Below are 23,197 nucleotides of genomic sequence, written 5' to 3'. Positions count from 1 at the left end.
AGGTTCACCCATTGTCGCAAGATCCCGGCGCTCGCCTGTCAGGATGTCCGCGTGCCAGCACAGCCGACGCACGGCGTTCGCAAGCTCCGCTCCCGATGGACGTGGATCGCCGCCGGTGTGGCTGCTCTCCTCGTCGTGGTCCTCGCGGTCGTGCTCGTCGTCCGCAGCCGGGACCAGGCCGAGCAGCGCGACCTCGCGGCGCAGTGGCGCTCCGACGTGACCGCCTGGTCCGGCGACGTCGTGACCTCGCTGCCCGATCCCGCGGTGCGACTCGCGCCGCTCGCCACGGGCGCCGCGAACGAGACGGCCGACCAGGTCGCGGCGCTGCGCGCGGAGTGCGACCGCGCCGCGACGACGGCGAGCGACGTCGCCGCGCTCGCCGGTCCACCCGCCCCGCCCGCGGACCTGCGCGAGAGCACGCCGGGCTACGACGAGCTCGCGGCCGAGGTCACCTCCGACGCCGCGGCGCTGACCACCTACCAGGGCGCCGTGGCCGACGCGGCCGCGGCGCAGGCGACGTGGTGCGCCGGCCACCCCGACCTCGCCCAGGTCACCCTCGACCAGCAGGCCGGGCTCGCGACCTACCAGGCTCTTCTCGGGGCGTGCTCGGTCGCCGACACCGGGTGCCTGCCCGCCGACACCGCGCAGTGGGCCGCGGTCGCCGACGCGATCGGCCCCGCGTACGCCGAACCCGCGCGCTCGCGCGCCACGCTCTACGGCTCCGTCTGCCCGGTGCCCACGCTCGCCGACGTGTGCGCGCTGCTCGCGCAGCAGAACACCGAGCTCGGTGACCTCTACGACGCCTACGCGCAGGCGCTGCGCGGCGGCGTGCCGGCCGACGTCGACGCGGCCCGCTCCGCGATCCAGGCCGCCCGGACCGCCCAGGACGCGGCCCTGGGCGAGGCGCTGACCACGGCCGTGCCCGGCGCCACCGGCGCGCCGACGGCGGTCCTCGCCGCCGCGGTCGCGCAGGCCGCGATCGACGCGGACCTCGCCCGGGCGCAGGCGGAGGACCCGTTGCTCGTCGCGATCGGCTGAGCGAGTCACGGGCAGGTCAACGCCGGACCGTCCGCACGTGTGGCTCGCACCATCTCAAGACCAACGGGGCACCAGATCCTCGAATCGTTTCGAAATGGCTTGGTGAGGGGCCCCCGACCCACCTAGCGTGGTCACGTGCTCGAGCTCCACCGCCCCTTCCCCGACCGCGCCCCGACCCGCGGCGCCGGCCGCTACCTCGGCTGGGTCGCGGCCCGGCAACCCGCGCTGCTCGCGGCCTGCGTCGGGTTCGGCATCGTCAACGCGCTCACCCAGGCGATCGCCCCCTACATCCTCGGCCGGGCCATCGACGACGGCCTCGGTCACGGCTTCGGGCCGGAGCTGTGGACCTGGTGCGGCGTCCTGCTCGGCGTGTGGGTGATCCGCGCTGCCAACGGCGCGATCAGTCACCGCGCCGACGTCGCCGCCTGGCTGCGCGCGTGCCTGGGCACCGTCGGCCTCCTGGACCGCACCGTGACCCGCAGCGGAGAGTCCCTGCGGCGCACCGTCCCCACCGGCGAGGTGCTCGCGACCGTCGCGTCGGACGCGCCTCGGATCGCGGAGGTCTACGCCTTCGCGGGCCGGTTCGTCGGCAGCCTCGTCGCGTACGTCGTCGTGGCCGCGATCCTCATGTCCAGCTCCGTGCCGCTCGGCGTCGCGGTGCTGCTCGGCATCCCGCTCGTCGCGGGCCTGCTCGCGCTCGTCGTGCGACCGCTGCAGAAGCGCCAGGCGGAGCACCGCGAGCAGAACGGCCGGCTCACCACGCTCGGCTCCGACACCGTCGCGGGCCTGCGCGTTCTGCGCGGCATCGGCGGCGAGGACGTCTTCACCGCGCGGTACGCACAGCAGAGCCAGCGCGTGCGCGAGGCGGGCGTCCGAGTCGCGGGGACGCAGTCGATCCTCGACTCCCTCCAGACCCTCCTGCCCGGGCTCTTCCTCGCGGGCGTGATCTGGTACGGCGCGCGGCTCGCCGTCGCGGGCGAGATCCAGCCCGGCGAGCTCGTGGCGTTCTACGGCTACGCCGCGTACCTCACCAACCCGCTCAGCTCGGCCACGCAGGGGGTCTCGATCCTCACCCGCGCGCGGATCGCCGTCGCGCGCGTGCAGCGCGTCCTCACGGTCACGCCGCGCACGAGCGACGAGGGCACCACCGACCGGCCGCTGCCGCGCCGGGGCGATCTCGTCGACCCGGCGAGCGGTCTCGCCGTCGCACCCGGGACGTTCGTCGCGCTCGTGAGCGCCGACCCGGACGCGAGCGCCGAGGTGGCCACCCGCCTGGGCCGGTTCGACGACTCCGACCCCGCGCCGTCGCCCACGTTGGGCGGCGTGCGGCTGCGCGAGGTGCCGCTGTCCCGCGTGCGCGAGCGCGTCGTGGTCTCCGAGGCGACCCCGACGCTGTTCACCGGCGTGCTCGCCGAGGAGCTCGACGTGCGCGCCACCGGCGCACCCGACCTCGACCGCGTCGCGGCCGCGCTCGCGGTGGCAGACGCGGGCGACGTGCTCGACTCCGTGCCGGACGGCCTCGCCGGCCGGCTGGAGGAGAAGGGCCGGTCGCTGTCCGGCGGGCAGCGACAGCGCGTCGCGCTGGCCCGCGCCCTGCTCACCGAGGCGGACGTGCTCGTCCTCGTGGAGCCGACCTCCGCCGTCGACGCCCACACCGAGGAGCGCATCGCGGCCTCGCTGCACCAGGCGCGGGAGGGCCGCACCACGGTGGTCGTCACCGCGAGCCCGCTCGTGCTGGACAAGGCCGACGAGGTGGTCCTGCTCGACGGCGGTCGGGTGCGCGCCCGCGGCACCCACCACTCCCTCATGCACGACGCCGAACGCGCCGCCCGCGGTGACCTCACCGGGGAGCCCGCCGCTGCCGCGGTGGCCTACCGCCGGATCGTCAACCGCAGCGTCGACGACAGCCCGGCCGAGACGCCGGGCAACCGCGACGGCGCGACCGAACCCGACCCCGCGATGGCAGGTGAGACCCGATGAGCACGACGCTTCCCGTCGCCGACGCAGCCCAGCTGCGCACGCAGTCGGCGGCGCTGATGCGCCGCCACCTGCGCGGCTTCGTCGGCATGGCCGCGCTCCAGGCCGCCGCCGCGTGCGCCGGCCTGGCCGGCCCGTTCCTGCTCGGCCGGATCATCGACGGGGTCGTGGCGGGCAGCCCGGTGTCGGCGCTTGACCAGGCGGTGGCGATCCTCGTCGTCGCCGTCGTCGCCCAGTCCGTCACCGTGCGCTACGCCCAGCGCGCCTCGATGGTGCTCGGTGAGCGCGTCTTCGCCGAGCTGCGCGAGCAGTTCATCGAGACCGTGACGTCGCTGCCGCTGTCGACCGTGGAGAAGGCCGGCACGGGCGACCTCGTCAGCCGCACCACGAACGACGTCGACCGCGTGCAGCACACGATCCGGTTCGGCATCCCCCGGGTGCTCGTGGCCGTCTCGACCATCGCGCTCACCGTCGTCGCCACCGTGCTCGTCAGCTGGGTCACGGCGCTCGCGCTGCTCACCGCGCTGCCGCTGCTCATCGGCGCTGTGCGGTGGTACCTGCGCCGCGCGACCCCGCGCTACCTCGAGGAGTCGGCGGCCTGGGCCGCGATGAACGGCACGTTCACCGAGTCGGTCGAGGGGGCGCGCACCGTCGAGGCGCTCGCGCTCGCGGCCCGACGCCGGGCTCGCGGTGAGGCGGACATCGACCGCATCGTGGAGAAGGAGTCCCGGACGCTCACGCTGCGTCAGGTGCTTTTCCCCGCCGTCGACATGGCGTTCGGCATCCCGAGCGTCGTGGTGCTGCTGTGGGGCGGCTGGCTCGCGTCCCAGGGGCACGTCACGATCGGCGCCGTCACGACGGTGGCGATCTACACCGTGCAGCTCATGGGCCCGGTCTGGGAGCTCATCTTCTGGGTCGACGAGATCCAGGTCGCGACCGTCTCCCTCGCCCGCATCTTCGGCGTGAGCGACGTCGCGCCCGACCGCACGGCGACCGACGAGGAGCCGCACGACGAGCACATGGTCGCGCGCGACGTCGAGTACGCCTACCGCGAGGGCGTGCCGGTGCTGCACGGCATCGACCTCGACCTCGCGATCGGCGAGCGGCTCGCGATCGTCGGACCCTCGGGTGCCGGCAAGTCGACGTTCGGCCGGATGCTCGCCGGCGTGCACCCGCCCACCGCGGGGCGCGTGACGGTGGGCGGCGTGCCGCTCGTGCACCTGCCGCTGGAGGACCTGCGCGGCCACGTCGCGCTCGTCACGCAGGAGCACCACGTGTTCGTCGGCACCGTGGCGGACAACCTCCGCCTCGCCCGCGCCCAGGCGACCGAGCGCGAGATGGACGAGGCGCTGCTCGCCGTCGATGCTCTCGGCTGGGTCCGCGACCTGCCCGAGGGACTGGAGACGGCGGTGGGCTCGGGCGGCCTCGAGCTGACGCCCGCCCAGGCTCAGCAGGTGGCGCTCGCGCGGCTGGTGCTGCTCGACCCGCACACCCTCGTGCTGGACGAGGCGACCTCGCTCATCGACCCGCGCCAGGCGCGCGACCTGGAGTCCTCCCTCGCGGGGGTGCTCGAGGGCCGCACCGTGGTCGCGATCGCGCACCGCCTCTACACCGCGCACGACGCGGACCGGGTGGCCGTGGTCGACGGCGGGCGGATCACGGAGATCGGGTCGCACCACGAGCTCGTGGCGGCCGGGGGTGCGTACGCGCGGCTCTGGCACTCCTGGCAGAGCGAGTAGCGGCGCGCGGCGCGACGGCGAGCATCCAGGACGGCGGGGACGCACCGGCTACGGCCGGGCGTCCTCGCCGTCCTCGCGCCGCGCGAGCGCCTCGTCGCGCACCAGCCGGTACCAGACCACGAGCGCGAACAGGCCGAAGACGTACCACTCCACCGCGTAGGCGAGGTTGCGCAGGTCGACGCCGCCGCCGTCGTCCAGCGTCGGCCGCGGCACGGTCTCCATCGGGGCGTCGGCGTCGGTGAGCACGAGGTAGGCGTTGTAGATCGGCAGCCCCCACTCCCCCGCGAAGTAGGCGGGCGAGATCGAGCCGAGCTCGCCGGCCGCGAGGCCGGCCCTCGGCACGTACGCCTCGCCCGCGTCGAGCCCGCCCACGAGGGTGAGCTCGCCGTCGGGCGCCGCAGGCACGTCCGCGGGATCGGTGACGAACCCGCGCACGACGGCGAGCCACGGCGAGTCCGGATCGTCCGTCCGCAGGGGGGTCACCACGAGGTACCCCTCCTGGCCGTCGACCACCCGGCCGGGGACGAGGACCCCCTCCTGCGGCTCGTAGGTGCCGGTCACGGTGACGGGGACGCCGACGTGCACGCCCATGAGGTGGGCGCCGGGCTCGAAGACGGACGCGAGCGGCACGGGGTCGGCGCCGCTGGTCGCGGCCTCCTCCGACGCCCGGGCGGCCTCGGCGCGCTCGAACGCACGGTCGATCTGCCAGGCGCCGAGCCGCGCGCAGACCACGGCCGCCACGACGAGGAGGGCCAGCAGCCCGAGCATCCGCCGGGTGCCGGCGGCGGCGAGCAGCTCGCGCCACGAGGGGCGCGGTGGCTTGGGCGGCTGGGGTGAGCGCACCCCCGGTTCGCGCGACGGCGCGCCTGGCGGGGCTGGCTGACTCACCCCTCCAGCCTACGTTCCGGCCGGGCGCCGGGCGGCCCGGCGCTGTGAGGCGCGCCACGCCGTCGTGCCTCCGCTGGGCCGCAGCCACGCGACGGGATGTGAGCCGCGCCACCGTTCGCCTAGGAGCTACCGCATCGGCGGGTTTCGCGCGCGGGACGAACAACCCTCGCCCCGGGGAGCGAAACAGTGCAGGCTAGGCCCCATGGCTACGGTGCAGACGCCCCCCTCGGACACGACGACCTCTGGGTGGCACAGCCGCCCCGACTCCGAGCTCGACCCCGCGACGCTGGAACGCATCGACAAGTGGTGGCGCGCCGCCAACTACCTGTCGGTCGGTCAGATCTACCTCATCGCCAACCCGCTGCTGCGCACGCCGCTGACGCGTGACGACGTCAAGCCGCGTCTGCTGGGCCACTGGGGCACCACGCCCGGCCTGAACTTCCTCTACGCGCACATGAACCGCGCCATCGCGGAGCGGTCGCTGTCGACCGTCTACATCACCGGCCCCGGGCACGGCGGCCCCGGCCTGGTGGCGAACTCCTACCTCGAGGGCACGTACAGCGACACGTACACCCACATCACCCAGGACGAGGAGGGGCTGCAGCGGCTGTTCAAGCAGTTCTCCTTCCCCGGCGGCATCCCGAGCCACGTCGCGCCCGAGACGCCCGGGTCGATCCACGAGGGCGGTGAGCTCGGCTACGCGCTCTCGCACGCCTACGGCGCCGCCTTCGACAACCCGGACCTGCTGCTGTTCACCGTCGTCGGCGACGGCGAGGCCGAGACCGGCCCGCTCGCCACGAGCTGGCACTCCAACAAGTTCCTCAACCCCGCCACCGACGGCGTGGTGCTGCCGGTGCTGCACCTCAACGGCTACAAGATCGCCAACCCCACGGTGCTGGCGCGCATCTCCGACGACGAGCTGCACTCCCTCATGAAGGGCTACGGCCACAAGCCGCACGAGTTCGTCGCCGGGTTCGACGACGAGGACTTCGCCTCCATCCACGGCCGGTTCGCCGCGCTGCTGGACGAGGTGCTCGACGAGATCGTCGCGATCAAGGAGCGCGCGGCCGCGGGCGACGAGACGCGGCCCGAGTGGCCGATGATCATCTTCCGCACGCCCAAGGGCTGGACCTGCCCCGCCTACATCGACGGCAAGAAGGCGCAGGACTCCTGGCGCGCGCACCAGGTGCCGCTCGCGAGCGCCCGGGACACCCCCGAGCACCTCCAGGTGCTGGCCGACTGGCTGCAGTCCTACAAGGCCGAGGAGCTGTTCGACGAGAACGGCGTGCTCGATGAGGACATCGCCGCGCTCGCCCCGGCCGGCGAGCTGCGGATGAGCGCCAACCCGCACGCCAATGGTGGCCTGCTCACCAAGGACCTGCGCCTGCCGGACTTCCGCGACTTCGCCGTGCCGGTCCCCGTGCCCGGCTCCGGCATCCACGAGAACACCAAGGTGCTCGGCGAGTGGCTGCGCGAGGTGGTCCGCCTCAACCCGGACAACTTCCGCATCTTCGGCCCCGACGAGACCGCGTCCAACCGCCTGCAGAACGTGTTCGAGGTGACGAAGAAGGTCTGGAACGCGGACTACCACGAGGGCGACACCGACGACCTGCTCGCGCTGCGCGGCCGGGTCGTGGAGATGCTGTCCGAGCACCAGTGCCAGGGCTGGCTCGAGGGCTACCTGCTGACCGGTCGGCACGGCCTGTTCAGCTGCTACGAGGCCTTCATCCACATCATCGACGCGATGTTCAACCAGCACGCCAAGTGGCTCAAGGTCACGTCCGACATCCCGTGGCGCCGACCCATCCCGTCGCTGAACTACCTCCTGTCCAGCCACGTGTGGCGTCAGGACCACAACGGCTTCAGCCATCAGGACCCCGGCTTCATCGACCACGTCGTGAACAAGAAGCCCGAGGTGGTGCGCGTCTACCTGCCGGCGGACGCCAACACCCTGCTGTCCACCTACGACCACTGCCTGCGCAGCCGCGACTACGTCAACGTCGTCGTGGCGGGCAAGCAGCCCGCGCCGCAGTTCCTCACGATGGACCAGGCGATCGCGCACTGCACGCGCGGCCTCGGCATCTGGGAGTGGGCGGGCAGCGAGGTCGACGGCGAGCGGCCCGACGTCGTGCTCGGCTGCGCGGGCGACGTGCCCACGCTCGAGGTGCTCGCCGCGGCGGACCTGCTGCGCAAGAACATCCCCGACCTGAAGATCCGCGTGGTCAACGTCGTCGACCTCATGCGTCTCATGGACGACACCGAGCACCCGCACGGGCTGAACCACCGCGACTTCGACGCCGTGTTCGGTACGGACGTGCCCGTGATCTTCGCGTACCACGGCTACCCGTGGCTCATCCACCGCCTCACCTACCGCCGCACCACGCACGCGAACATCCACGTGCGCGGCTACAAGGAGGAGGGCACCACGACCACGCCCTTCGACATGGTCATGCTCAACGACCTCGACCGGTTCAAGCTCGTCATCGACGTCATCGACCGGGTGCCCGGTCTGGCCGACCGGCACGCCGCGCTGCGCCAGCGGATGGAGGACAAGCGGATCGAGGCTCGCGCCTACACCCGCACGCACGGCGAGGACCTGCCCGAGGTGTCCCAGTGGGTGTGGCCGGACGCCCAGGACCAGTCCGACTCCAGCGCCGTCGACGCCACCGTCGCGACCGGGGGTGACAACGAGTGAGCGCCCGTTCCGTCTACGTGCTCTCCCCGGAGGGCAACGTCGGCAAGTCGACCGTCGCGCTCGGCCTGCTCGACCTGTTCAGCACCCGCGTGCAGCGCGTCGGGGTGTTCCGCCCGATGGTCTCCTCCGACGACGACGCCGTGCTGCAGATGCTCCTGCGCCACGACGGCGTGGACTTCCCGTACTCCGACTGCGTGGGAGTGCGCTACGAGGACGTGCACGCCGACGCCGACGCCGCCATGGACACGATCCTCACCAAGGCGCGCGCCCTGAGCGAGCGGTGCGAGGTGCTCGTCGTGGTCGGGTCGGACTACACCGACGTCGCCGGGCCCACCGAGCTGGCGTTCAACGCCCGCATCGCGGCCAACCTCAGCGCACCCGTGCTGCTCGTCGTCGGGGGCCAGGGCCGCACGCCCGGCCAGGTCCGCCAGGTCGCCGAGGTCGCGAGCAGCGAGGTGCACGCGCACCACGCCCACGTCGCGGCGATCGTCGCGAACCGGTGCGAGCCGGACGAGCTCGCGCAGGTCGCGGACGAGCTGTCCGGCGACGTGCCGGTGTGGACGCTCCCGGAGATCCCGCTCCTGTCGGCGCCGTCGGTCCGCGACCTCATGGAGTCCCTGGACGGCACGCTCGTCTCGGGCGAGGAGGGCCTGCTGGACCGCGAGGCCGAGCACATGCTGGTCGGTGCCATGGGCATCGACCACCTGCTCGACCGGCTCAAGGAGGGCTCGTTCGTCCTCACCCCGGCCGACCGGTCCGACGCCATCGTGGCGCTGCTCGCCGCGCAGAGCGCCGGGGACTTCCCCACGCTGTCCGGGGTCGCGCTCAACGGCGGCTTCGAACTCGCGCCGCAGGTGGAGCGTCTGGTCGCCAGCCTCGGCCGGCGGCTGCCCATCATGCGGACCGAGCTCGGCACGTTCACAGCCGCCAAGCTGGTGGCCGGCACGCGTGGCCTCATCAGCTCGGGCTCGCAGCGCAAGGTCGACCTCGCGCGGCGCACGTTCGAGCAGAACGTGAACGGCGACGCCGTGCTCGAGGCGCTCGACGTCGAACCGTCCGACGTCGTCACGCCGCTCATGTTCGAGCACACGCTCTACGAGCGCGCCCGCGCCGAGCGCCGGCACATCGTCCTGCCGGAGGGCGGCGACGACCGCGTCCTGCGCGCGGCGTCCACCGTGCTGTCCCGCGGCGTGGCCGACCTGACGATCCTCGGCGTCGAGTCCGAGGTGCGCACGCGCGCCTCGGCCCTCGGCCTCGACATCTCCGCGGCCACGGTGCTCGACCCCGCGACGTCGGACCACCTCGAGCCGTTCGCCCAGGAGTACACCCGGCTGCGGGCCCACAAGGGCATGACGGTCGAGCGGGCGCGCGAGATCATCGTCGACGTCTCCTACTTCGGCACGCTCATGGTGCACCTCGGGCTCGCCGACGGCATGGTCTCGGGCGCGCAGCACACCACGGCGCACACGATCAAGCCGTCGTTCGAGACGATCAAGACCGCTCCCGGCGTCTCGATCGTGTCCTCGTGCTTCTTCATGTGCCTCGCGGACAAGGTGCTGGTCTACGCCGACTGCGCGGTCAACCCCGACCCGAACGCCGAGCAGCTCGCGGACATCGCGATCTCCTCGGCCCGCTCCGCGGTGCAGTTCGGCGTCGAGCCCCGGGTCGCGATGCTGTCCTACTCCACCGGGGAGTCCGGGCACGGCGCGGACGTGGACAAGGTGCGCCAGGCGACGGAGATCGTCCGCACGCGCTCACCCGAGCTCGTCGTCGAGGGGCCGATCCAGTACGACGCGGCGGTCGACCCGGGCGTCGCGGCCTCGAAGATGCCGGGCTCGCCCGTCGCCGGCAAGGCCACCGTGCTGATCTTCCCCGACCTCAACACCGGTAACAACACGTACAAGGCGGTGCAGCGCTCGGCCGGCGCCGTCGCCGTCGGACCGGTGCTCCAGGGCCTGAACAAGCCCGTCAACGACCTGTCCCGCGGGGCGACCGTCAAGGACATCATCACCACCGTCGCCATCACCGCGATCCAGGCCCAGGGATCCGGCGAACCTGCCGCGCAGGCAGCCGCCGACGCACCCGCCCTCCAGGAGGCCACCGCATGACCGCCCGTTCCGTTCTCGTCCTCAACTCCGGCTCCTCGTCGCTGAAGTACCAGCTCGTCGACGCCGACTCGGAAGAGGCGCTCGCCTCCGGCATCATCGACCGGGTCGGGGAGGAGTGGTCGAACGTCCAGCACGTCGTCGGCGACTACAAGGCGACCCGGACCCTGCCGGTGGCCGACCACACCGCCGCCCTCGAGACCGTGCTCGGCCTCTTCGCCGAGCTCGGACCGCACCTGGAGGACGCGGGGATCGTCGCCGTCGGGCACCGCGTGGTGCACGGCGGGACGTTCTTCACGAGGGCGACCGTGGTCGACGACGCCGTCGAGGCCGCCATCGAGTCCCTCGTGCCGCTCGCGCCGCTGCACAACTCGGCCAACCTCACCGGCGTGCGGGTGGCGCGCCGCCTGCTGCCCGGCGTGCCGCACGCGGTGGTCTGCGACACCGCGTTCTTCGCCGGCCTGCCGCCGGAGACGGCGACGTACGCGATCGACCGCGAAGTCGCGCGGGAGCACCAGGTCCGCCGCTACGGCGCGCACGGCACGTCGCACAAGTTCGTCTCGACCGAGGTGGCCGCGTTCCTGGGCCGCGACCTCGCCGAGCTGCGCACGATTGTGCTGCACCTGGGCAACGGCGCGTCCGCGTCCGCGGTCCGGGGCGGCGCGGCGATCGACACCTCGATGGGCCTGACGCCGCTCGAGGGGCTCGTCATGGGCACCCGCTCGGGCGACATCGACCCGGCGGTCGTGTTCCACCTGCACCGCAACGCCGGCATGTCGGTCGACGAGATCGACGACCTGCTCAACCGCCGCTCGGGCGTGCGCGGCCTGTCCGGCGTCACGGACATGCGCGAGCTGCACGCGCTGCGCGCGTCCGGCGACGCCGACGCCGAGCTCACGCTCGCCGTCTACGCGCAGCGCCTCAAGAAGTACATCGGGTCCTACCTCGCCGAGCTCGGCGGCCTCGACGTCGTCGTGTTCACGGCCGGCATCGGCGAGAACGACGACGTCGTGCGCGCGCGAGCGCTCGAGGGGCTCGAGCACCTCGGCATCGAACTGGACCCCGAGCGCAACGCCGGTCGCGTGAAGCAGCCGACCGTGATCTCGCGCGAGGGGTCTCCGGTGACGGTCGCCGTCGTGCCGACGAACGAGGAGCTCGAGATCACGCGGCAGGTGCTCGCGGTCGTGTAGCGGCGGTTCCGCTGCAGACGCACACGCGGACACAGACGTACGACGGCGAGGAGCGGGTTGCGCTCCTCGCCGTCGTACGTTCGTGGGTGCGTCCGCCGGGCGCGCGCCGGTCAGCCGAGGATGACGTCCTTGACCGGCCGACGCGGGGTCCGCACGTGGGCCAGCTCGCCGGCCGGGTGGCCGAGCCGCAGCACCTGGTGCACCACGACCGGCTCGGGCGAGGCGAGCGCCTCGGACACCGCGGCGTCCACCTTCTCGCGCGAGTCGGGCTCCTCGAGCGCCTGGCCCAGCACGCCGATGCCGAGCCCGAGCGCGGTCGCCTCGAGCATGACGCGCTGCATCGCGTAGCCGCCGAGCAGCTGGTCCACCGGGGCGTCCGAGGCCGAGGTCAGCACGAGCAGCGCGGCGGGGTCCTCGAAGAAGGTCGCCTCACCGCTCGCCGCCGAGCCCATCGGGGTCTGCGTGAAGTCCCGCAGCGGGATCTTGCCCTCCGCGTCGGGCAGTCCGATGGCCGCCGAGGGGATGCCCGTGTGGGACTCGTTGTCGACCCAGCGCTCGATCTCCTCGAGGTAGTCGGGGTCGTCCTGGCGTGCGACCTCCGCCTCGGCCGTGAGGGCGAGCAGGGTGCGCACGAGCGGCTCGGGTGCGGGCGTGCCGGTGACGAGCTCGGACGCGCCGGCCGCCGCGCTGAGCGCGGCCCACTCGGCCTGCGTCGGGGCGCCGCCGGTGAGCGGTGCGCGCGTCGTGAAGCGCTCGCGGACGGTCGGGGCGAGGCGCTCCGCCTGCGCCTTGACGGCCGCGGGGGCCGCGTCGTCGCCGACCTGCACGATGGCGAGCGGACGGCCACCGTACGCCTGGCCCCCGGCGAGCTCGCCGTCGCTCGGCGCGTCCCCCACCCGCAGCTCCGTGCTCGTCGCGAGCCCGGTGCGGGCGACGAGCGCGATCTCGAGCGTGGCGAGCACGGCCCCGATCGACGCGAGCGCCCAGCGGCCCGACGGGTCGACCGTGCGGGGGGTGGCGTCGGGGTCGAGGCTCACGGCCACGGCGTCGCCGAGCACCGTGAACCGCCACGGCTGGCTGTTGTGGATCGAGGACGCGTACGTGGCGTCCTCGATGGCGCTGATGATGCGGTCCTGCTCGACCATCGGTCCTCCGAACCTGGCTTGCCTGGGGGCGCCGGTCGCCCCTGTTCACCGTAGGGGTGGTGTGCACCCCTACTGTCCACCGTAGGGGCTGCGGACCCGAGGGGGTCGGGCACTAGGGCCCGGGTCCGCCGTGTCCCGGGGGGTGCGGGCGGCACGAGGGCTCGGGACGCACGAGGGTCCGGGTCCGCACCTGCGGACCCGGACCCTCCTCCCCCGGGGGCTGACGCGTCGACGCACCGACGCGACCGGGGGTCCGCCCCGACGGAGCAGGGGCGGCGTCGCGATGAGCGCTGGGCTCAGGCCGTGGCGGCGATCGGGTCGACGACCTCCTCCTCGGCGACCGCGCGGGCGTCGCGCATGCTCTTGAGCACGATGACGATCGCGGCCGTGACGAGGGTGCCGATCACCAGCGCGACGAGGAACCCGAACGCGTTCCCGATCAGCGGGAGGACCCAGATGCCGCCGTGCGGGGCGACGAGAGTGGACCCGAAGGCCATCGTGATCCCGCCGGTGACGGCCGAGCCGACGACCGAGGAGACGATGACGCGCCACGGGTCGGCCGCCGCGAACGGAATCGCGCCCTCGGAGATGAACGACGCACCGAGCAGCCAGGCCGCCTTGCCGTTCTCGCGCTCGATCTCGGTGAAGAGGTTCTTGCGCACGGTCGTGGCGAGCGCCATCGCGAGCGGGGCCACCATGCCGGCCGCCATGACCGCAGCCATGATCTTGTACTGCGTGGCGTCGGCCGCGAGGCCCTCGGTCGCCAGGCCGGTGACGGCGAACGCGTAGGCCACCTTGTTCACCGGGCCGCCGAGGTCGAAGCCCATCATGGCGCCGAGCAGCAGGCCGAGCAGCACGCTGCTGCCGCCGGACAGACCGGTGAGCCAGCTGGACAGTCCCTCCATCGCGGACGCGATCGGCCGCCCGATCACCACGAGCATGAGGATGCCGATGACGAACGAGGACAGCAGCGGGATGACGACCACCGGCATCACGCCGCGCAGGCCCTTCGGGACCTTCCAGCGGCTGATCCACAGCGCGAGGAAGCCGGCCGCGAAGCCCGTGACGAGACCGCCGAGGAAGCCGGCCCCGACGAATCCCGCCGCTGCGCCGCCGACGAAGCCGGGCACGAGGCCGGGCCGGTCCGCGATCGCGTAGGCGATGAAGCCCGACAGCACCGGCACGAGGAAGCCGAAGGCGAGCTGGCCGGTCTTGAGCAGCACCACCGACCACTCCTGCAGCGAGGTGGGGTCGAAGCTCGAGAACACGGTGGCGGCGTCGAGCTTGGTGACCTCGATGGCGCCCTCCGCACCACCCCACGCGACCTGGGCGAGCATGAAGCTGAGCGCGATGAGGATGCCGCCCGCGGCGACGAACGGAATCATGTAGGACACGCCCGTCATGAGCCACTGACGCACCTTGGTGAGCGTGCTGGCGTTCTTGTCGACCTTGGTGCCGGGGCCGCCCGAGACGGCGCCCGCGGCGGGCACGGTCACGACGCCGGACTCGACGGCGGCCACGGCCTCCGCGACGACCTTCGCCGGCTCGTGCACGGCGCGCTTGACGCCCACGTCGATCGTGGGCTTGCCGGCGAACCGCTCGCGACCCTTGACCTCGAGGTCGGCGGCGAAGATCACGCCGTCGGCCGCGTCGATGACCGCCTGGTCGATCGGGTCGGAGCCGATCGAGCCCTGGGTCTCGACGACGACCTCGTGGCCGGCCGCCTTCCCGGTCTGCTCGAGGGCCTCGGCCGCCATGTAGGTGTGGGCGATGCCCGTGGGGCAGGAGGTGACAGCAACGAACTTCATCAGGCGACCGCCTCGTTGACGATGTCGGACACGGACTGGGCGTCGCCGGCGTCGCGCAGCGACCCGGTGAACGTGGGGTTCACGAGCTTGCGGGCCAGCTTCGCCAGGATCTGCAGGTGCTCGTTGGCACCCTCGGCGGGCGCCGCGATGAGGAAGACCAGGGTGGCCGCGCCGTCGGGCCCGCCGAAGTCGACGCCGTTCGGGACGGTCGCGACGGCGAGGCTCGGGGCGAGCACAGCGGCGGACTTCGCGTGCGGGAGACCGATCTTCCCGGGCATGCCCGTGGCGGTCTGCGCCTCGCGCGCCTTGACGTCGGCCGCGAAGGCGGCGGCGTCGCTCACGCGCCCGGCGGCGGCGAGCTTGTCGGCGAGGACGGCGACGACGGCTTCCTTGTCGGTCGCGTCCAGGTCGACGGCCACGAGGTCGGCGGTGATCAGCGGCGTTGCCATGTCACATCTCCTTGATGGGGGTGGTGGGATCGGGGGTCGTGAGGATCCGGACCTCGTCGGCCCGGACGAGATCGGGGGTCGGCACCGCGGTGCCAGGAAGCTGGACGGCGGCCCGGCCCCACGCGACGGCGGTGCGCAGCGCGTGGGCGGAGTCGGCGGCCAGGTCGGTGCGCGAGTCGGCGCCGTGCCCGCTGGTGCAGGCCGCGAGGTAGCCCGCGAGCGTGGTGTCGCCCGCGCCGACCGTCGAGGCTGCGACGAGCGCGGGTCCGCCGGCCCACCACGAGCCGTCGGCGCTCACGAGGAGCGCGCCGTGCGCGCCGAGGCTCACGAGGACCCGGTCGGTGCCGGTGGCGACGAGCTCGCGAGCGGCGGTCACGACGTCCCCCACGGTGGGCAGCTCGCGGCCGACGAGCTCGGCGAGCTCTTCGTCGTTCGGCTTGATGAGCGCAAGCCCGCCGGCGGCGACCGCCTGCTGCAGCGCCGGCCCGGAGGTGTCCAGCACGAGGCCCGCGCCGCGCTCGCGCACGAGCCCGCCGAGGCGGACGTAGAGGTCGGGGGCCACGCCCGCGGGCAGGCTGCCCGCGGCGACGACTACGTCGCCCGGGGCGACGGCGTCCGCGACGGCGCGCAGGAGCCGGTCGCGAGCAGCGTCGTCGAGGTTCGGGCCAGGCGCGTTGACCTTCGTGGTGTCGCCGGCGACGAGCGTGATGTTGGAGCGGGTGGCGCCCTCGACGGGGACGGGGACGGTGGGCACGCGGAGCTGCGCGAGGAGCGCGAGGAGGAGCTCGCCGTCGGGCCCGCCCACGGGCAGGACCGCACGGGTCGGGATGCTCGCGGCGTGCAGCGCGCGGGAGACGTTGATGCCCTTGCCGCCCGCGTCCACGTGCACCGCGGCGGCGCGGTTGACCTCACCGACGAGCAGGTGGTCCAGGTCGTAGGCGCGGTCGATGCTCGGGTTGGGGGTGAGGGTGACGATCATCGCTGCTCGTCCATCGCTGGGCTCCTTCGGCTGGCGCTGCTTCGCGCCGATTCGGTCCGACTCTCGTTGTCGCGTGTCCGAGTCTGCCCGTATAGCGCACAGGCGTCAAGAGTCCCGGCGAAAGTGGGGTCGTCCGGTCCGTTTCGGACAGAAACGGGCAAGGCCAGGGTTCAGCGGTCGCGGAAGGGAACCGTGCTAGCGCCCCACGGTGTCGGGGGCGATCACTCCGTGAGCCGGCCAGTCAGCGGCCGTGGACCTCGACGTCCTGCCGTTCGTACCCCAGATGCCCGTAGCGCGTCGCCGCGGGGTGCCGGCGCGCACCATGAGCTGCACCTTCCGGGCACCCTGCGCCGCGAGTCACCCCTCGGCGGCCGTCACCAGGGCACGCGATCCCCGCGCCGCGTCGCCCGCGCGTCTCAGCGCGGGGAGTACGGCGAGACGACGACCTCGACCCGCTGGAACTCCTTGACGTCGGAGAAGCCCGTGGTCGCCATCGCCTTGCGCAGCGCGCCGATGAGGTTGAGGGTGCCGTCGGCCCGGCCGCCGGGGCCGTGCAGGATCTCCTCCATCGTGCCGACCGTGCCGACCCGCACCCGCTCGCCGCGCGGCAGGTCGGGGTGGTGGGCCTCGCTCCCCCAGTGCCAGCCGCGGCCGGGCGCCTCGGTCGAGCGCGCGAGCGCGGCGCCGAGCATCACGGCGTCGGCGCCGCAGGCGATGGCCTTGACGAGGTCGCCGGACCGGCCGACCGATCCGTCGGCGATCACGTGGACGTACCGGCCGCCGGACTCGTCGAGGTAGTCGCGGCGCGCGGCCGCGACGTCCGCGACGGCGGTGGCCATCGGCGCGTGGATGCCGAGGCTGAGTCGGGTCGTCATCGCGGCGCCGCCGCCGAACCCGACGAGGACGCCTGCGGCGCCGGTGCGCATCAGGTGCAGGGCGGCGGTGTACGTCGAGGCGCCGCCGACGATCACGGGGACGTCGAGCTCGTAGATGAAGCGCTTGAGGTTGAGCGGCTCGGCGGACGTCGACACGTGCTCCGCCGAGACGGTCGTGCCGCGGATGACGAACAGGTCCACGCCCGCCCCGACGACCGCGCGCCAGTGCTCCTGCGTGCGCTGCGGCGAGAGCGCACCCGCGACGGTGACGCCGGCGGCGCGAATCTCCCGGATCCGCTCGGTGACGAGCTCGGGCACGATCGGCGAGGAGTACAGCTCCTGCATCCGCCGGGTCGCGTCGCCCGCGGGAATGGTCGCGATCTCCTCGAGCAGCGGCTCGGGGTCCTCGTACCGGGTCCACAGGCCCTCGAGGTCGAGCACGCCGATGCCGCCGAGGCGACCGAGCTCGATCGCGGTGCTGGGGCTCATGACGGAGTCCATCGGGGCCGCCACGACGGGCAGATCCACCTGGTACGCGTCGATCTGCCACGAGACCGAGACGTCCGAGGGCGTCCGCGTGCGCCGGCTCGGGACGACGGCGATGTCGTCGAAGGTGTACGCGCGGCGTCCGCGCTTGCCGCGACCGATCTCGATCTCGTTGCTCACGGTGACCCAGGCTAGTGGGTCGCTCCGGCACGCACCGGGCGGGTCGTCCCCACGGTGTCGGTGGCCGGTGCGAGAGTGTGGGCATGACGGTGACGAGTGCAGCGCGCGAGGGCCGCGCGGTCGGCTGGGCGGCCGGCCGACTGGTCGGGTTCGACACGGAGACCACCGGGGTCGACGTGACGAACGACCGGATCGTCACCGCCGCGCTCGTCATCCGCGAGGGCCTGCACGGCCTGTCCCGCACGCGCACCTGGGTGATCGACCCCGGCGTGGAGATCCCCGAGGCCGCGAGCGCCATCCACGGCATCACCACCGAGTACGCACGCCGCCACGGCCGTCCGCCCGCGGAGGTGCTCGAGGAGCTCGCCGTCGCGATCTCGGGAGCGATGGCCGACGGCGTGCCCGTCGTCGCGTACAACGCCGCCTTCGATCTGACGATCCTCGAGTACGAGCTCGCGCGGCACGGCCTGCGCACCGTGACCGAGCGGCTGGGCCGGACGCCGGGACCCGCGATCGACCCGCTCGTGCTCGACCGCGCGCTGGACCGCTACCGGCCCGGCAAGCGGCGCCTGGAGAACCTCGCGCAGTTCTACGGCGTGGTCGCCTCGGGCGACCTGCACGCCGCTGACGTCGACGTCGAGGCGACGCTCGACGTGCTGGGCGCGCTCGTGGCCCGCTTCCCCGAGCTGGCCGAGGTGGACCTCGTCGCGATGCACGAGCGGCAGGTCCGCGCGCACTGGCGCTGGGCGCAGGGCTTCAACGCCTGGCTGCTGGAGAACGGGTTCGAGCGTCCGCCGGCGGACGGCAGCTGGCCGCTGCAGGGCGCGTACGCGCTGCCCGCCGACGTCGTCGCGGACATCGTGGCGCGGGCTCGCGCGGCCGCCGCGGCCCACCGCGTCGACCGGCCCGTGGCTGACCTGGTCGCGGGCTGAACCGCCCACCGCCCCGCCCTCAGCGCAGCACGACCTCGCTCACCGGCCGCCGCTGGGTGTGCCCCGGCGACAGCGGCTGGTCGGGGTGGCCGAGCCGCAGGATCTGGTGCACCACGGCGCGGTGCCCGAGCGACCCCGAGGCCGCGGCGTCCACCGCGGCGTGCGACGCGGGCTCCTCGAGCGCCTGGCCGAGCACGCCGGTGCCGAGACCGAGCGACGTCGCCGCGAGCATGGCCCGCAGCATCCCGTACCCGCCGAGAACCTGGTCCAGCGGACCGTCCTCGCTCGTGGTCACCAGCAGCAGCGACGGCGGGAACTCGAACTCCTTCTCCCCCGCCTCACCGGCCCGTCCGGACAGGCTCTGCGCGAAGTCGCGCCCCGGGTAGTGGTGGGCGGAGTCGGCCGGGCCCGCGGACTGGTGCGGGATCCCGACGCGGCCCTCGCGGTCGATCCAGGCCTGGACCTCGGCGAGGTACGCCGGGTCGTCGACGCGCTCGGCGTCCGCGCGTGCGGTGAGCTCCACCAGCGTGATCGTGAGCGCGCTCTCAGCGCGCTCGGCGCGGAGCCCCGACCGCGCGGTGGCCGCGGCCGGGCCGGCCGCGGACGCCAGCACGAACGCCCACTCCTCGTTCGTGGGTCCGCCGGCGCGCAGCGGCTCCCGGGTCGTGTGGCGCTGGGGCATCGCGGCGGCGAGCCGGCTCGCGTCGCCGGGCTCGCCGTCGCCCGTGCGCACGACGGCGAGCGTCGCGCCGTCCCACGCCTGACCCCCGGCGGTGGGTCCGCCGGGCGCCTCGGTGCCCTCGGGGAAGAAGGTGGTCTCGCTGGCGTGGCCGGTGCGCGCCGCGAGCGCGATCTCGAGACCGGCGACGACGGCGCCGATCGACGCGAGCGCCCAGCGGCCCGACGGGTCGACCAACCGGGGCGTCACCGACGCGTCCAGGCTGACGTGGACCTCCTCGCCCACGATCCGGAACCGCCACGGCTGGGAGTTGTGGATGGAGGGTGCGAGCACCGCGTCCTCCAGAGCCGCCATGATCCGGCGACGTTCGAACACGAGGGCCTCCTTGGGTCGCGGACGATGAGTCCGACGATATCGGTGCCGCGCCACGCCGGACGACGGCCGGAGGTCCCGGCGCACGCCGCCCGGCACCGCTGCGCGCAGGACGCGCCACCCGCGTCAGGACGTGGCGGCCTCGACGAGGAACAGCGAGTACCCGATCGCCGGCGCGAGCAGCGCGACGCCGTAGATCACCACGCGCACGATCTCCGGCGGGTGGATCTTGAGGTCGTGCAGGGAGTGGAAGAACCGGTGCGCGGCGTGCCACAGCACGAGCGCGAGCACGACGAACAGCACGAGCGCCACGAACCAGTTCGTCAGCACGCCGTGCATCGTCTCGTAGGTGCCCTCGGCGCCCCCGAACACCCCGAACGGCACGAGGAACGCGAAGATCACGATGAGCACCGGCATGAGGAAGACCGACACCATGCCGCCGCCGCCGAACAGACCCCAGAACAGCGGCTCGTTCGTCCGCCCCGCCCAGCGCCTCATGACCACGCACCTCCCAGCCAGGCCACCATGACCGCGGCGAAGATCACCAGCAGCAGCACCTGCTGCGCGATGATCCAGCCGTCCGCGAGGAACCGGGTGCCTCGCTGCACCTTGATGATCGACGGCGTGAGCTGGTCCCAGCTCACGGTGTGCAGCACGGCGGCGGCAAGCGCGAGCACGTTGAGCACGAGGACGAACGGGTTGCGCTGCAGCTCCACCCACCACGTCCAGGAGTCCAGTCCCGCGGCCATCGAGACCATGCCCAGCATGAGGTTGAGCACGAACAGGCCGACGACGACGGCGGCGCCCTCCCGCAGGAAGTACGCGCGGTACTCCTTGGTCGCGAGGAACCAGGTCCGCTTCATGGTCGGGCGGTAGGGGTTGCGCTGGCTCACCGTGCCGTCCCCCGCGCCGGTGCCCTCCTCGCGCCGCCGGGCCACGCGGTCCGCCTGCGCGAGCCGTCCGACGTCCAGGGTGCGCGCCGGCGCGGGTCGGGTGTCCTCGGGCCTCGGGCCGGTCGGGCCCGAGGTCGGTGTTCCGGTCATGCGTGACCACCGTCCTTCGCTCCGGGTGCGCCGTGGTGCGGCATCACGAACTCGGTGGCCCAGTCCATCGTCGCCGCGAACTTGGCCTGCTGGATGGCGGCGGCTGGGTCGACACCCTTGGGGCACGCCGTCGAGCACGCGCCGACGAACGTGCACGGCCACAGGCCGTCCTCCTGGTCCAGGAGCGGCAGCCGCTGCGCGTTGCCGAAGTCGCGGGAGTCCTTGTTGTAGCGGACCGCCGCGGTGATGGCCGCCGGGCCGAGGAAGTCCGTGGCGAGCCCGACCTGCGGGCACGCGGCGTAGCAGAGCATGCAGTTGATGCACGCCGCGAACTGGCCGTAGCGGGTCATCTGCTCGGGCGTCTGGAGGTTGCCCGGCTCGGGCGTCCCCGTCGGATCCGGGTGCAGGTACGGCTCGACGGCGGCGAGCTTCGTCATGAACGGCTCGAGGTCCACCACGAGGTCGCGCTCGACGGCGTGGTTCGCCAACGGCTCGATCCGCAGCGGGCCGGGCGCGTACGTGCGCAGGAACTGCTCGCAGCCGAGCTTCGGCTCGCCGTTGAGCATGAACCCGCACGAGCCGCAGATCGCCATCCGGCAGCTCCACCGGAACGTGATCGAGGAGTCCAGCTCGTCCTTGATGTAGTTGAGGGCGTCCAGCACGGACGTGTCCTGGGTCCAGGGGACCTCGTAGGACACGAGCCGCGGGGCGTCGTCGACGTCGGGGCGGTAACGCTGCACCTCCACGGTCATGACGCCGCCGGCCTCGCTGTGAGCCATCACGCCTCCTTCGGGATCGTCGGGGTCTCAGCGGTCGCCGCCTTGCCGGGCGCCTGCCCGGCCGCACCGTACGCGCGGGTGGCGGGCTGCGACGTCGTGATCACGACCGGTTCGTAGGACACGACCGGGTGGCCCTGCACGTCGCGGGTGGCGAGCGTGTGCGCGAGGAAGCGTTCGTCGTCGCGCTTGTCGAAGCCGTCGAGACGCTGGTGCGCGCCGCGCGACTCCTCGCGCGCCAGGGCGGAGGCGGCCATGGCGTGCGCGACGTCGAGCATGTGCCCGAGCTCGATCGCCTGCGTCCAGTCCGTGTTGTAGACGGGGCAGGTGTCCGACACGCGGACGTCGGCGTAGCGCTCCTGCAGCGCCGCGATCCGCGACACCGCCTCGCGCATCCCGTCGCCCGTGCGGTAGATGCCGAGCCCGGCGTCCATCGCGGCGTTCATCTCGCGGCGGATCGCCGCGGGGTCCTCGGTGCCGGCGCCCATCATCGCGACGTACCGGTCGGCGACGTCGGCCGCGCGCGAGCGCACGCCGATCGAGGGCCGCACCGGGTCGAGCACCGCGAACGCGCCCGCCTGCTCGCCCGCGACCTTGCCGAGCACGCACAGCTCGGCGAGGGAGTTGGAGCCGAGCCGGTTCGCCCCGTGCAGCCCCGAGGACGAGCACTCGCCCGCGGCGTAGAGGCCGGGCAGCGACGAGGAGGCGTCGAGCCCGACCCGGATGCCGCCCATCGTGTAGTGCACGGCGGGCCGGACGGGGATGACGTCCTTGACCGGGTCCAGGCCCAGGTACTGCTCGGCGAGCTCGACGATGAGCGGGAGCCGCTCGTGGATGTAGGCCGCACCGAGGTGGCGCAGGTCGAGCCCGACGGCGGGGCCGTGCGCGGTCTCGAGCGTGCGGCCCTTCTGCAGCTCGTGCCAGTAGGCCTGGGACACGCGGTCACGCGGCCCGAGCTCCATGAACTTGTTCTCGGGGTGGCCCAGCGGTGTCTCGGGGCCGAGGCCGTAGTCCTGCAGGTAGCGGTAGCCGTCCTTGTTCACGAGGATGCCGCCCTCGCCGCGGGCGCCCTCAGTGAGCAGGACGCCCGAGCCGGGCAGCGCCGTCGGGTGGTACTGCACGAACTCCATGTCGCGCAGCGGAACCCCGGCGCGGTAGGCCATGCCCATGCCGTCGGCGGTGCAGATCGCCCCGTTGGTGTTGCTGCCGTAGATCCGCCCCGCACCGCCGGTGGTGATGACCAGCGCACCCGCCTCGAACAGCACCGGGTAGCCGTCGCGCATCGTGTACGCGAGCACGCCGCGCGCCCGCTCGGTGCCGCCCTCGTCGTCCGTGACGACCTCGAGTGCGAAGAACTCGTCGTACCGCACGATCTGCGGGTACTTGAGCGAGGTCTGGAACATCGAGTGCAGCATGTAGAAGCCGGTCTTGTCCGCGGCGAACCACGTCCGCGGCTGGCTCATGCCGCCGAACCGGCGCACGTTGACGTGGCCGTCCGGACGCCGGCTCCACGGGATGCCCCACTTCTCCAGCTGGTACATCTCCTCGGTCGCGTGCTCCACGAAGTACTGCACGACGTCCTGGTCGCTCAGCCAGTCCCCGCCCGCCACCGTGTCGTTGAAGTGCTTCTCGAGGGAGTCGCCCTCTCCCACCACACCCGCGGAGCCACCCTCGGCGGCCACGGTGTGGGACCGCATCGGGTACACCTTCGAGATCAGGGCGATCGACAGGTCGGGGTAGCGCTCCGCCACCGCGATGGCGGCGCGCAGGCCCGCCCCACCACCTCCGACGATCGCGACGTCGACCCTGACGGTCTGCATGTGCTCTCCTCTTCGGGGGTG

The 23,197-nt window shown here is 73.2% G+C and carries 18 protein-coding genes; 7 read left to right on the top strand and 11 right to left on the bottom strand.

Annotation, left to right across the window (positions count from 1 at the left end):
• Positions 1 to 51 precede the first annotated feature (51 nt).
• The 3 genes from AC3AQ1_RS12575 to AC3AQ1_RS12565 all read left to right on the top strand — a co-directional run bounded on the left by AC3AQ1_RS12575 (position 52) and on the right by AC3AQ1_RS12565 (position 4,754).
• Positions 52 to 1,038: a hypothetical protein gene (locus tag AC3AQ1_RS12575; protein ID WP_108719260.1), complete on the top strand. Its 987-nt coding sequence runs from the start codon at positions 52 to 54 to the stop codon at positions 1,036 to 1,038.
• A gap of 135 nt (positions 1,039 to 1,173) precedes the next feature.
• Positions 1,174 to 3,018 (top strand): ABC transporter ATP-binding protein, encoded by a 1,845-nt coding sequence (locus AC3AQ1_RS12570; protein ID WP_108719259.1) that lies wholly within the window; start codon positions 1,174 to 1,176, stop codon positions 3,016 to 3,018.
• Positions 3,015 to 4,754, top strand: a complete 1,740-nt coding sequence (locus tag AC3AQ1_RS12565; RefSeq protein WP_108719258.1) for an ABC transporter ATP-binding protein — start codon at positions 3,015 to 3,017, stop codon at positions 4,752 to 4,754. Before AC3AQ1_RS12570 ends, AC3AQ1_RS12565 begins: the two co-directional genes overlap by 4 nt.
• 48 nt (positions 4,755 to 4,802) lie before the next feature.
• Here the strand turns inward: AC3AQ1_RS12565 and AC3AQ1_RS12560 are convergent, their stop codons facing one another.
• Positions 4,803 to 5,642, bottom strand: coding sequence for an SURF1 family protein (locus AC3AQ1_RS12560; protein WP_159096540.1), 840 nt, complete (start codon positions 5,640 to 5,642; stop codon positions 4,803 to 4,805).
• 202 nt (positions 5,643 to 5,844) lie between these two features.
• Between AC3AQ1_RS12560 and AC3AQ1_RS12555 the strand changes: the two genes are divergently transcribed.
• Genes AC3AQ1_RS12555 through AC3AQ1_RS12545 form a run of 3 tightly spaced genes read left to right on the top strand, consistent with a single transcriptional unit; the run spans position 5,845 to position 11,632 of the window.
• On the top strand, positions 5,845 to 8,337 hold the full coding sequence (locus AC3AQ1_RS12555) for a phosphoketolase family protein (protein WP_108719256.1): 2,493 nt from the start codon (positions 5,845 to 5,847) through the stop codon (positions 8,335 to 8,337).
• Complete coding sequence (gene pta / locus AC3AQ1_RS12550; RefSeq protein WP_108719255.1) at positions 8,334 to 10,445, top strand: phosphate acetyltransferase; 2,112 nt, start codon at positions 8,334 to 8,336, stop codon at positions 10,443 to 10,445. Before AC3AQ1_RS12555 ends, pta begins: the two co-directional genes overlap by 4 nt.
• Entirely contained in the window at positions 10,442 to 11,632 is a 1,191-nt protein-coding gene (locus AC3AQ1_RS12545; protein WP_108719254.1) for an acetate/propionate family kinase, read from the top strand. The genes pta and AC3AQ1_RS12545 overlap by 4 nt, the downstream gene beginning before the upstream one ends.
• 110 nt (positions 11,633 to 11,742) lie before the next feature.
• Here AC3AQ1_RS12545 and AC3AQ1_RS12540 read toward each other — a convergent pair whose 3' ends face one another.
• The 5 genes from AC3AQ1_RS12540 to AC3AQ1_RS12520 all read right to left on the bottom strand — a co-directional run bounded on the left by AC3AQ1_RS12540 (position 11,743) and on the right by AC3AQ1_RS12520 (position 17,554).
• Positions 11,743 to 12,777, bottom strand: a complete 1,035-nt coding sequence (locus AC3AQ1_RS12540) for an Acg family FMN-binding oxidoreductase (RefSeq protein ID WP_108719253.1) — start codon at positions 12,775 to 12,777, stop codon at positions 11,743 to 11,745.
• 296 nt (positions 12,778 to 13,073) lie between these two features.
• Positions 13,074 to 14,585, bottom strand: coding sequence for a PTS fructose transporter subunit IIC (locus tag AC3AQ1_RS12535; RefSeq protein WP_108719252.1), 1,512 nt, complete (start codon positions 14,583 to 14,585; stop codon positions 13,074 to 13,076).
• Positions 14,585 to 15,034, bottom strand: a complete 450-nt coding sequence (locus AC3AQ1_RS12530; protein ID WP_108719251.1) for a PTS sugar transporter subunit IIA — start codon at positions 15,032 to 15,034, stop codon at positions 14,585 to 14,587. The genes AC3AQ1_RS12535 and AC3AQ1_RS12530 overlap by 1 nt, the downstream gene beginning before the upstream one ends.
• 1 nt (position 15,035) lies before the next feature.
• The gene (gene pfkB, locus AC3AQ1_RS12525; protein ID WP_108719250.1) at positions 15,036 to 16,013 is read right to left on the bottom strand and encodes a 1-phosphofructokinase; all 978 of its coding nucleotides are present in this window, start codon (positions 16,011 to 16,013) and stop codon (positions 15,036 to 15,038) included.
• A gap of 416 nt (positions 16,014 to 16,429) precedes the next feature.
• Complete coding sequence (locus AC3AQ1_RS12520; protein ID WP_108719249.1) at positions 16,430 to 17,554, bottom strand: GuaB3 family IMP dehydrogenase-related protein; 1,125 nt, start codon at positions 17,552 to 17,554, stop codon at positions 16,430 to 16,432.
• Positions 17,555 to 17,637: 83 nt separating this feature from the next.
• Here AC3AQ1_RS12520 and AC3AQ1_RS12515 point away from each other — a divergent pair, with 83 nt between their 5' ends.
• Entirely contained in the window at positions 17,638 to 18,486 is an 849-nt protein-coding gene (locus AC3AQ1_RS12515; protein ID WP_108720200.1) for an exonuclease domain-containing protein, read from the top strand.
• Between the two features lie 19 nt (positions 18,487 to 18,505).
• On the opposite strand, the gene AC3AQ1_RS12510 is transcribed toward AC3AQ1_RS12515, so the two are convergent.
• The 5 genes from AC3AQ1_RS12510 to frdA all read right to left on the bottom strand — a co-directional run bounded on the left by AC3AQ1_RS12510 (position 18,506) and on the right by frdA (position 23,176).
• The gene (locus tag AC3AQ1_RS12510) at positions 18,506 to 19,540 is read right to left on the bottom strand and encodes a hypothetical protein (RefSeq protein ID WP_108719248.1); all 1,035 of its coding nucleotides are present in this window, start codon (positions 19,538 to 19,540) and stop codon (positions 18,506 to 18,508) included.
• Between the two features lie 123 nt (positions 19,541 to 19,663).
• Positions 19,664 to 20,035: a fumarate reductase subunit FrdD gene (frdD, locus tag AC3AQ1_RS12505; protein ID WP_108719247.1), complete on the bottom strand. Its 372-nt coding sequence runs from the start codon at positions 20,033 to 20,035 to the stop codon at positions 19,664 to 19,666.
• A complete protein-coding gene (locus tag AC3AQ1_RS12500) occupies positions 20,032 to 20,580 on the bottom strand; it encodes a fumarate reductase subunit C (RefSeq protein ID WP_108719246.1) in 549 nt (182 codons plus the stop codon). Before AC3AQ1_RS12500 ends, frdD begins: the two co-directional genes overlap by 4 nt.
• Entirely contained in the window at positions 20,577 to 21,359 is a 783-nt protein-coding gene (locus AC3AQ1_RS12495) for a succinate dehydrogenase/fumarate reductase iron-sulfur subunit (protein ID WP_370445283.1), read from the bottom strand. Before AC3AQ1_RS12495 ends, AC3AQ1_RS12500 begins: the two co-directional genes overlap by 4 nt.
• Positions 21,359 to 23,176 (bottom strand): fumarate reductase (quinol) flavoprotein subunit, encoded by a 1,818-nt coding sequence (gene frdA, locus AC3AQ1_RS12490; RefSeq protein ID WP_108719245.1) that lies wholly within the window; start codon positions 23,174 to 23,176, stop codon positions 21,359 to 21,361. Before frdA ends, AC3AQ1_RS12495 begins: the two co-directional genes overlap by 1 nt.
• Positions 23,177 to 23,197 lie beyond the last annotated feature (21 nt).

Source organism: Miniimonas sp. S16 (assembly GCF_057748195.1).
Note: the sequence above shows the minus strand (reverse complement) of the source record. Positions and strands in the feature narration are given on the sequence as shown.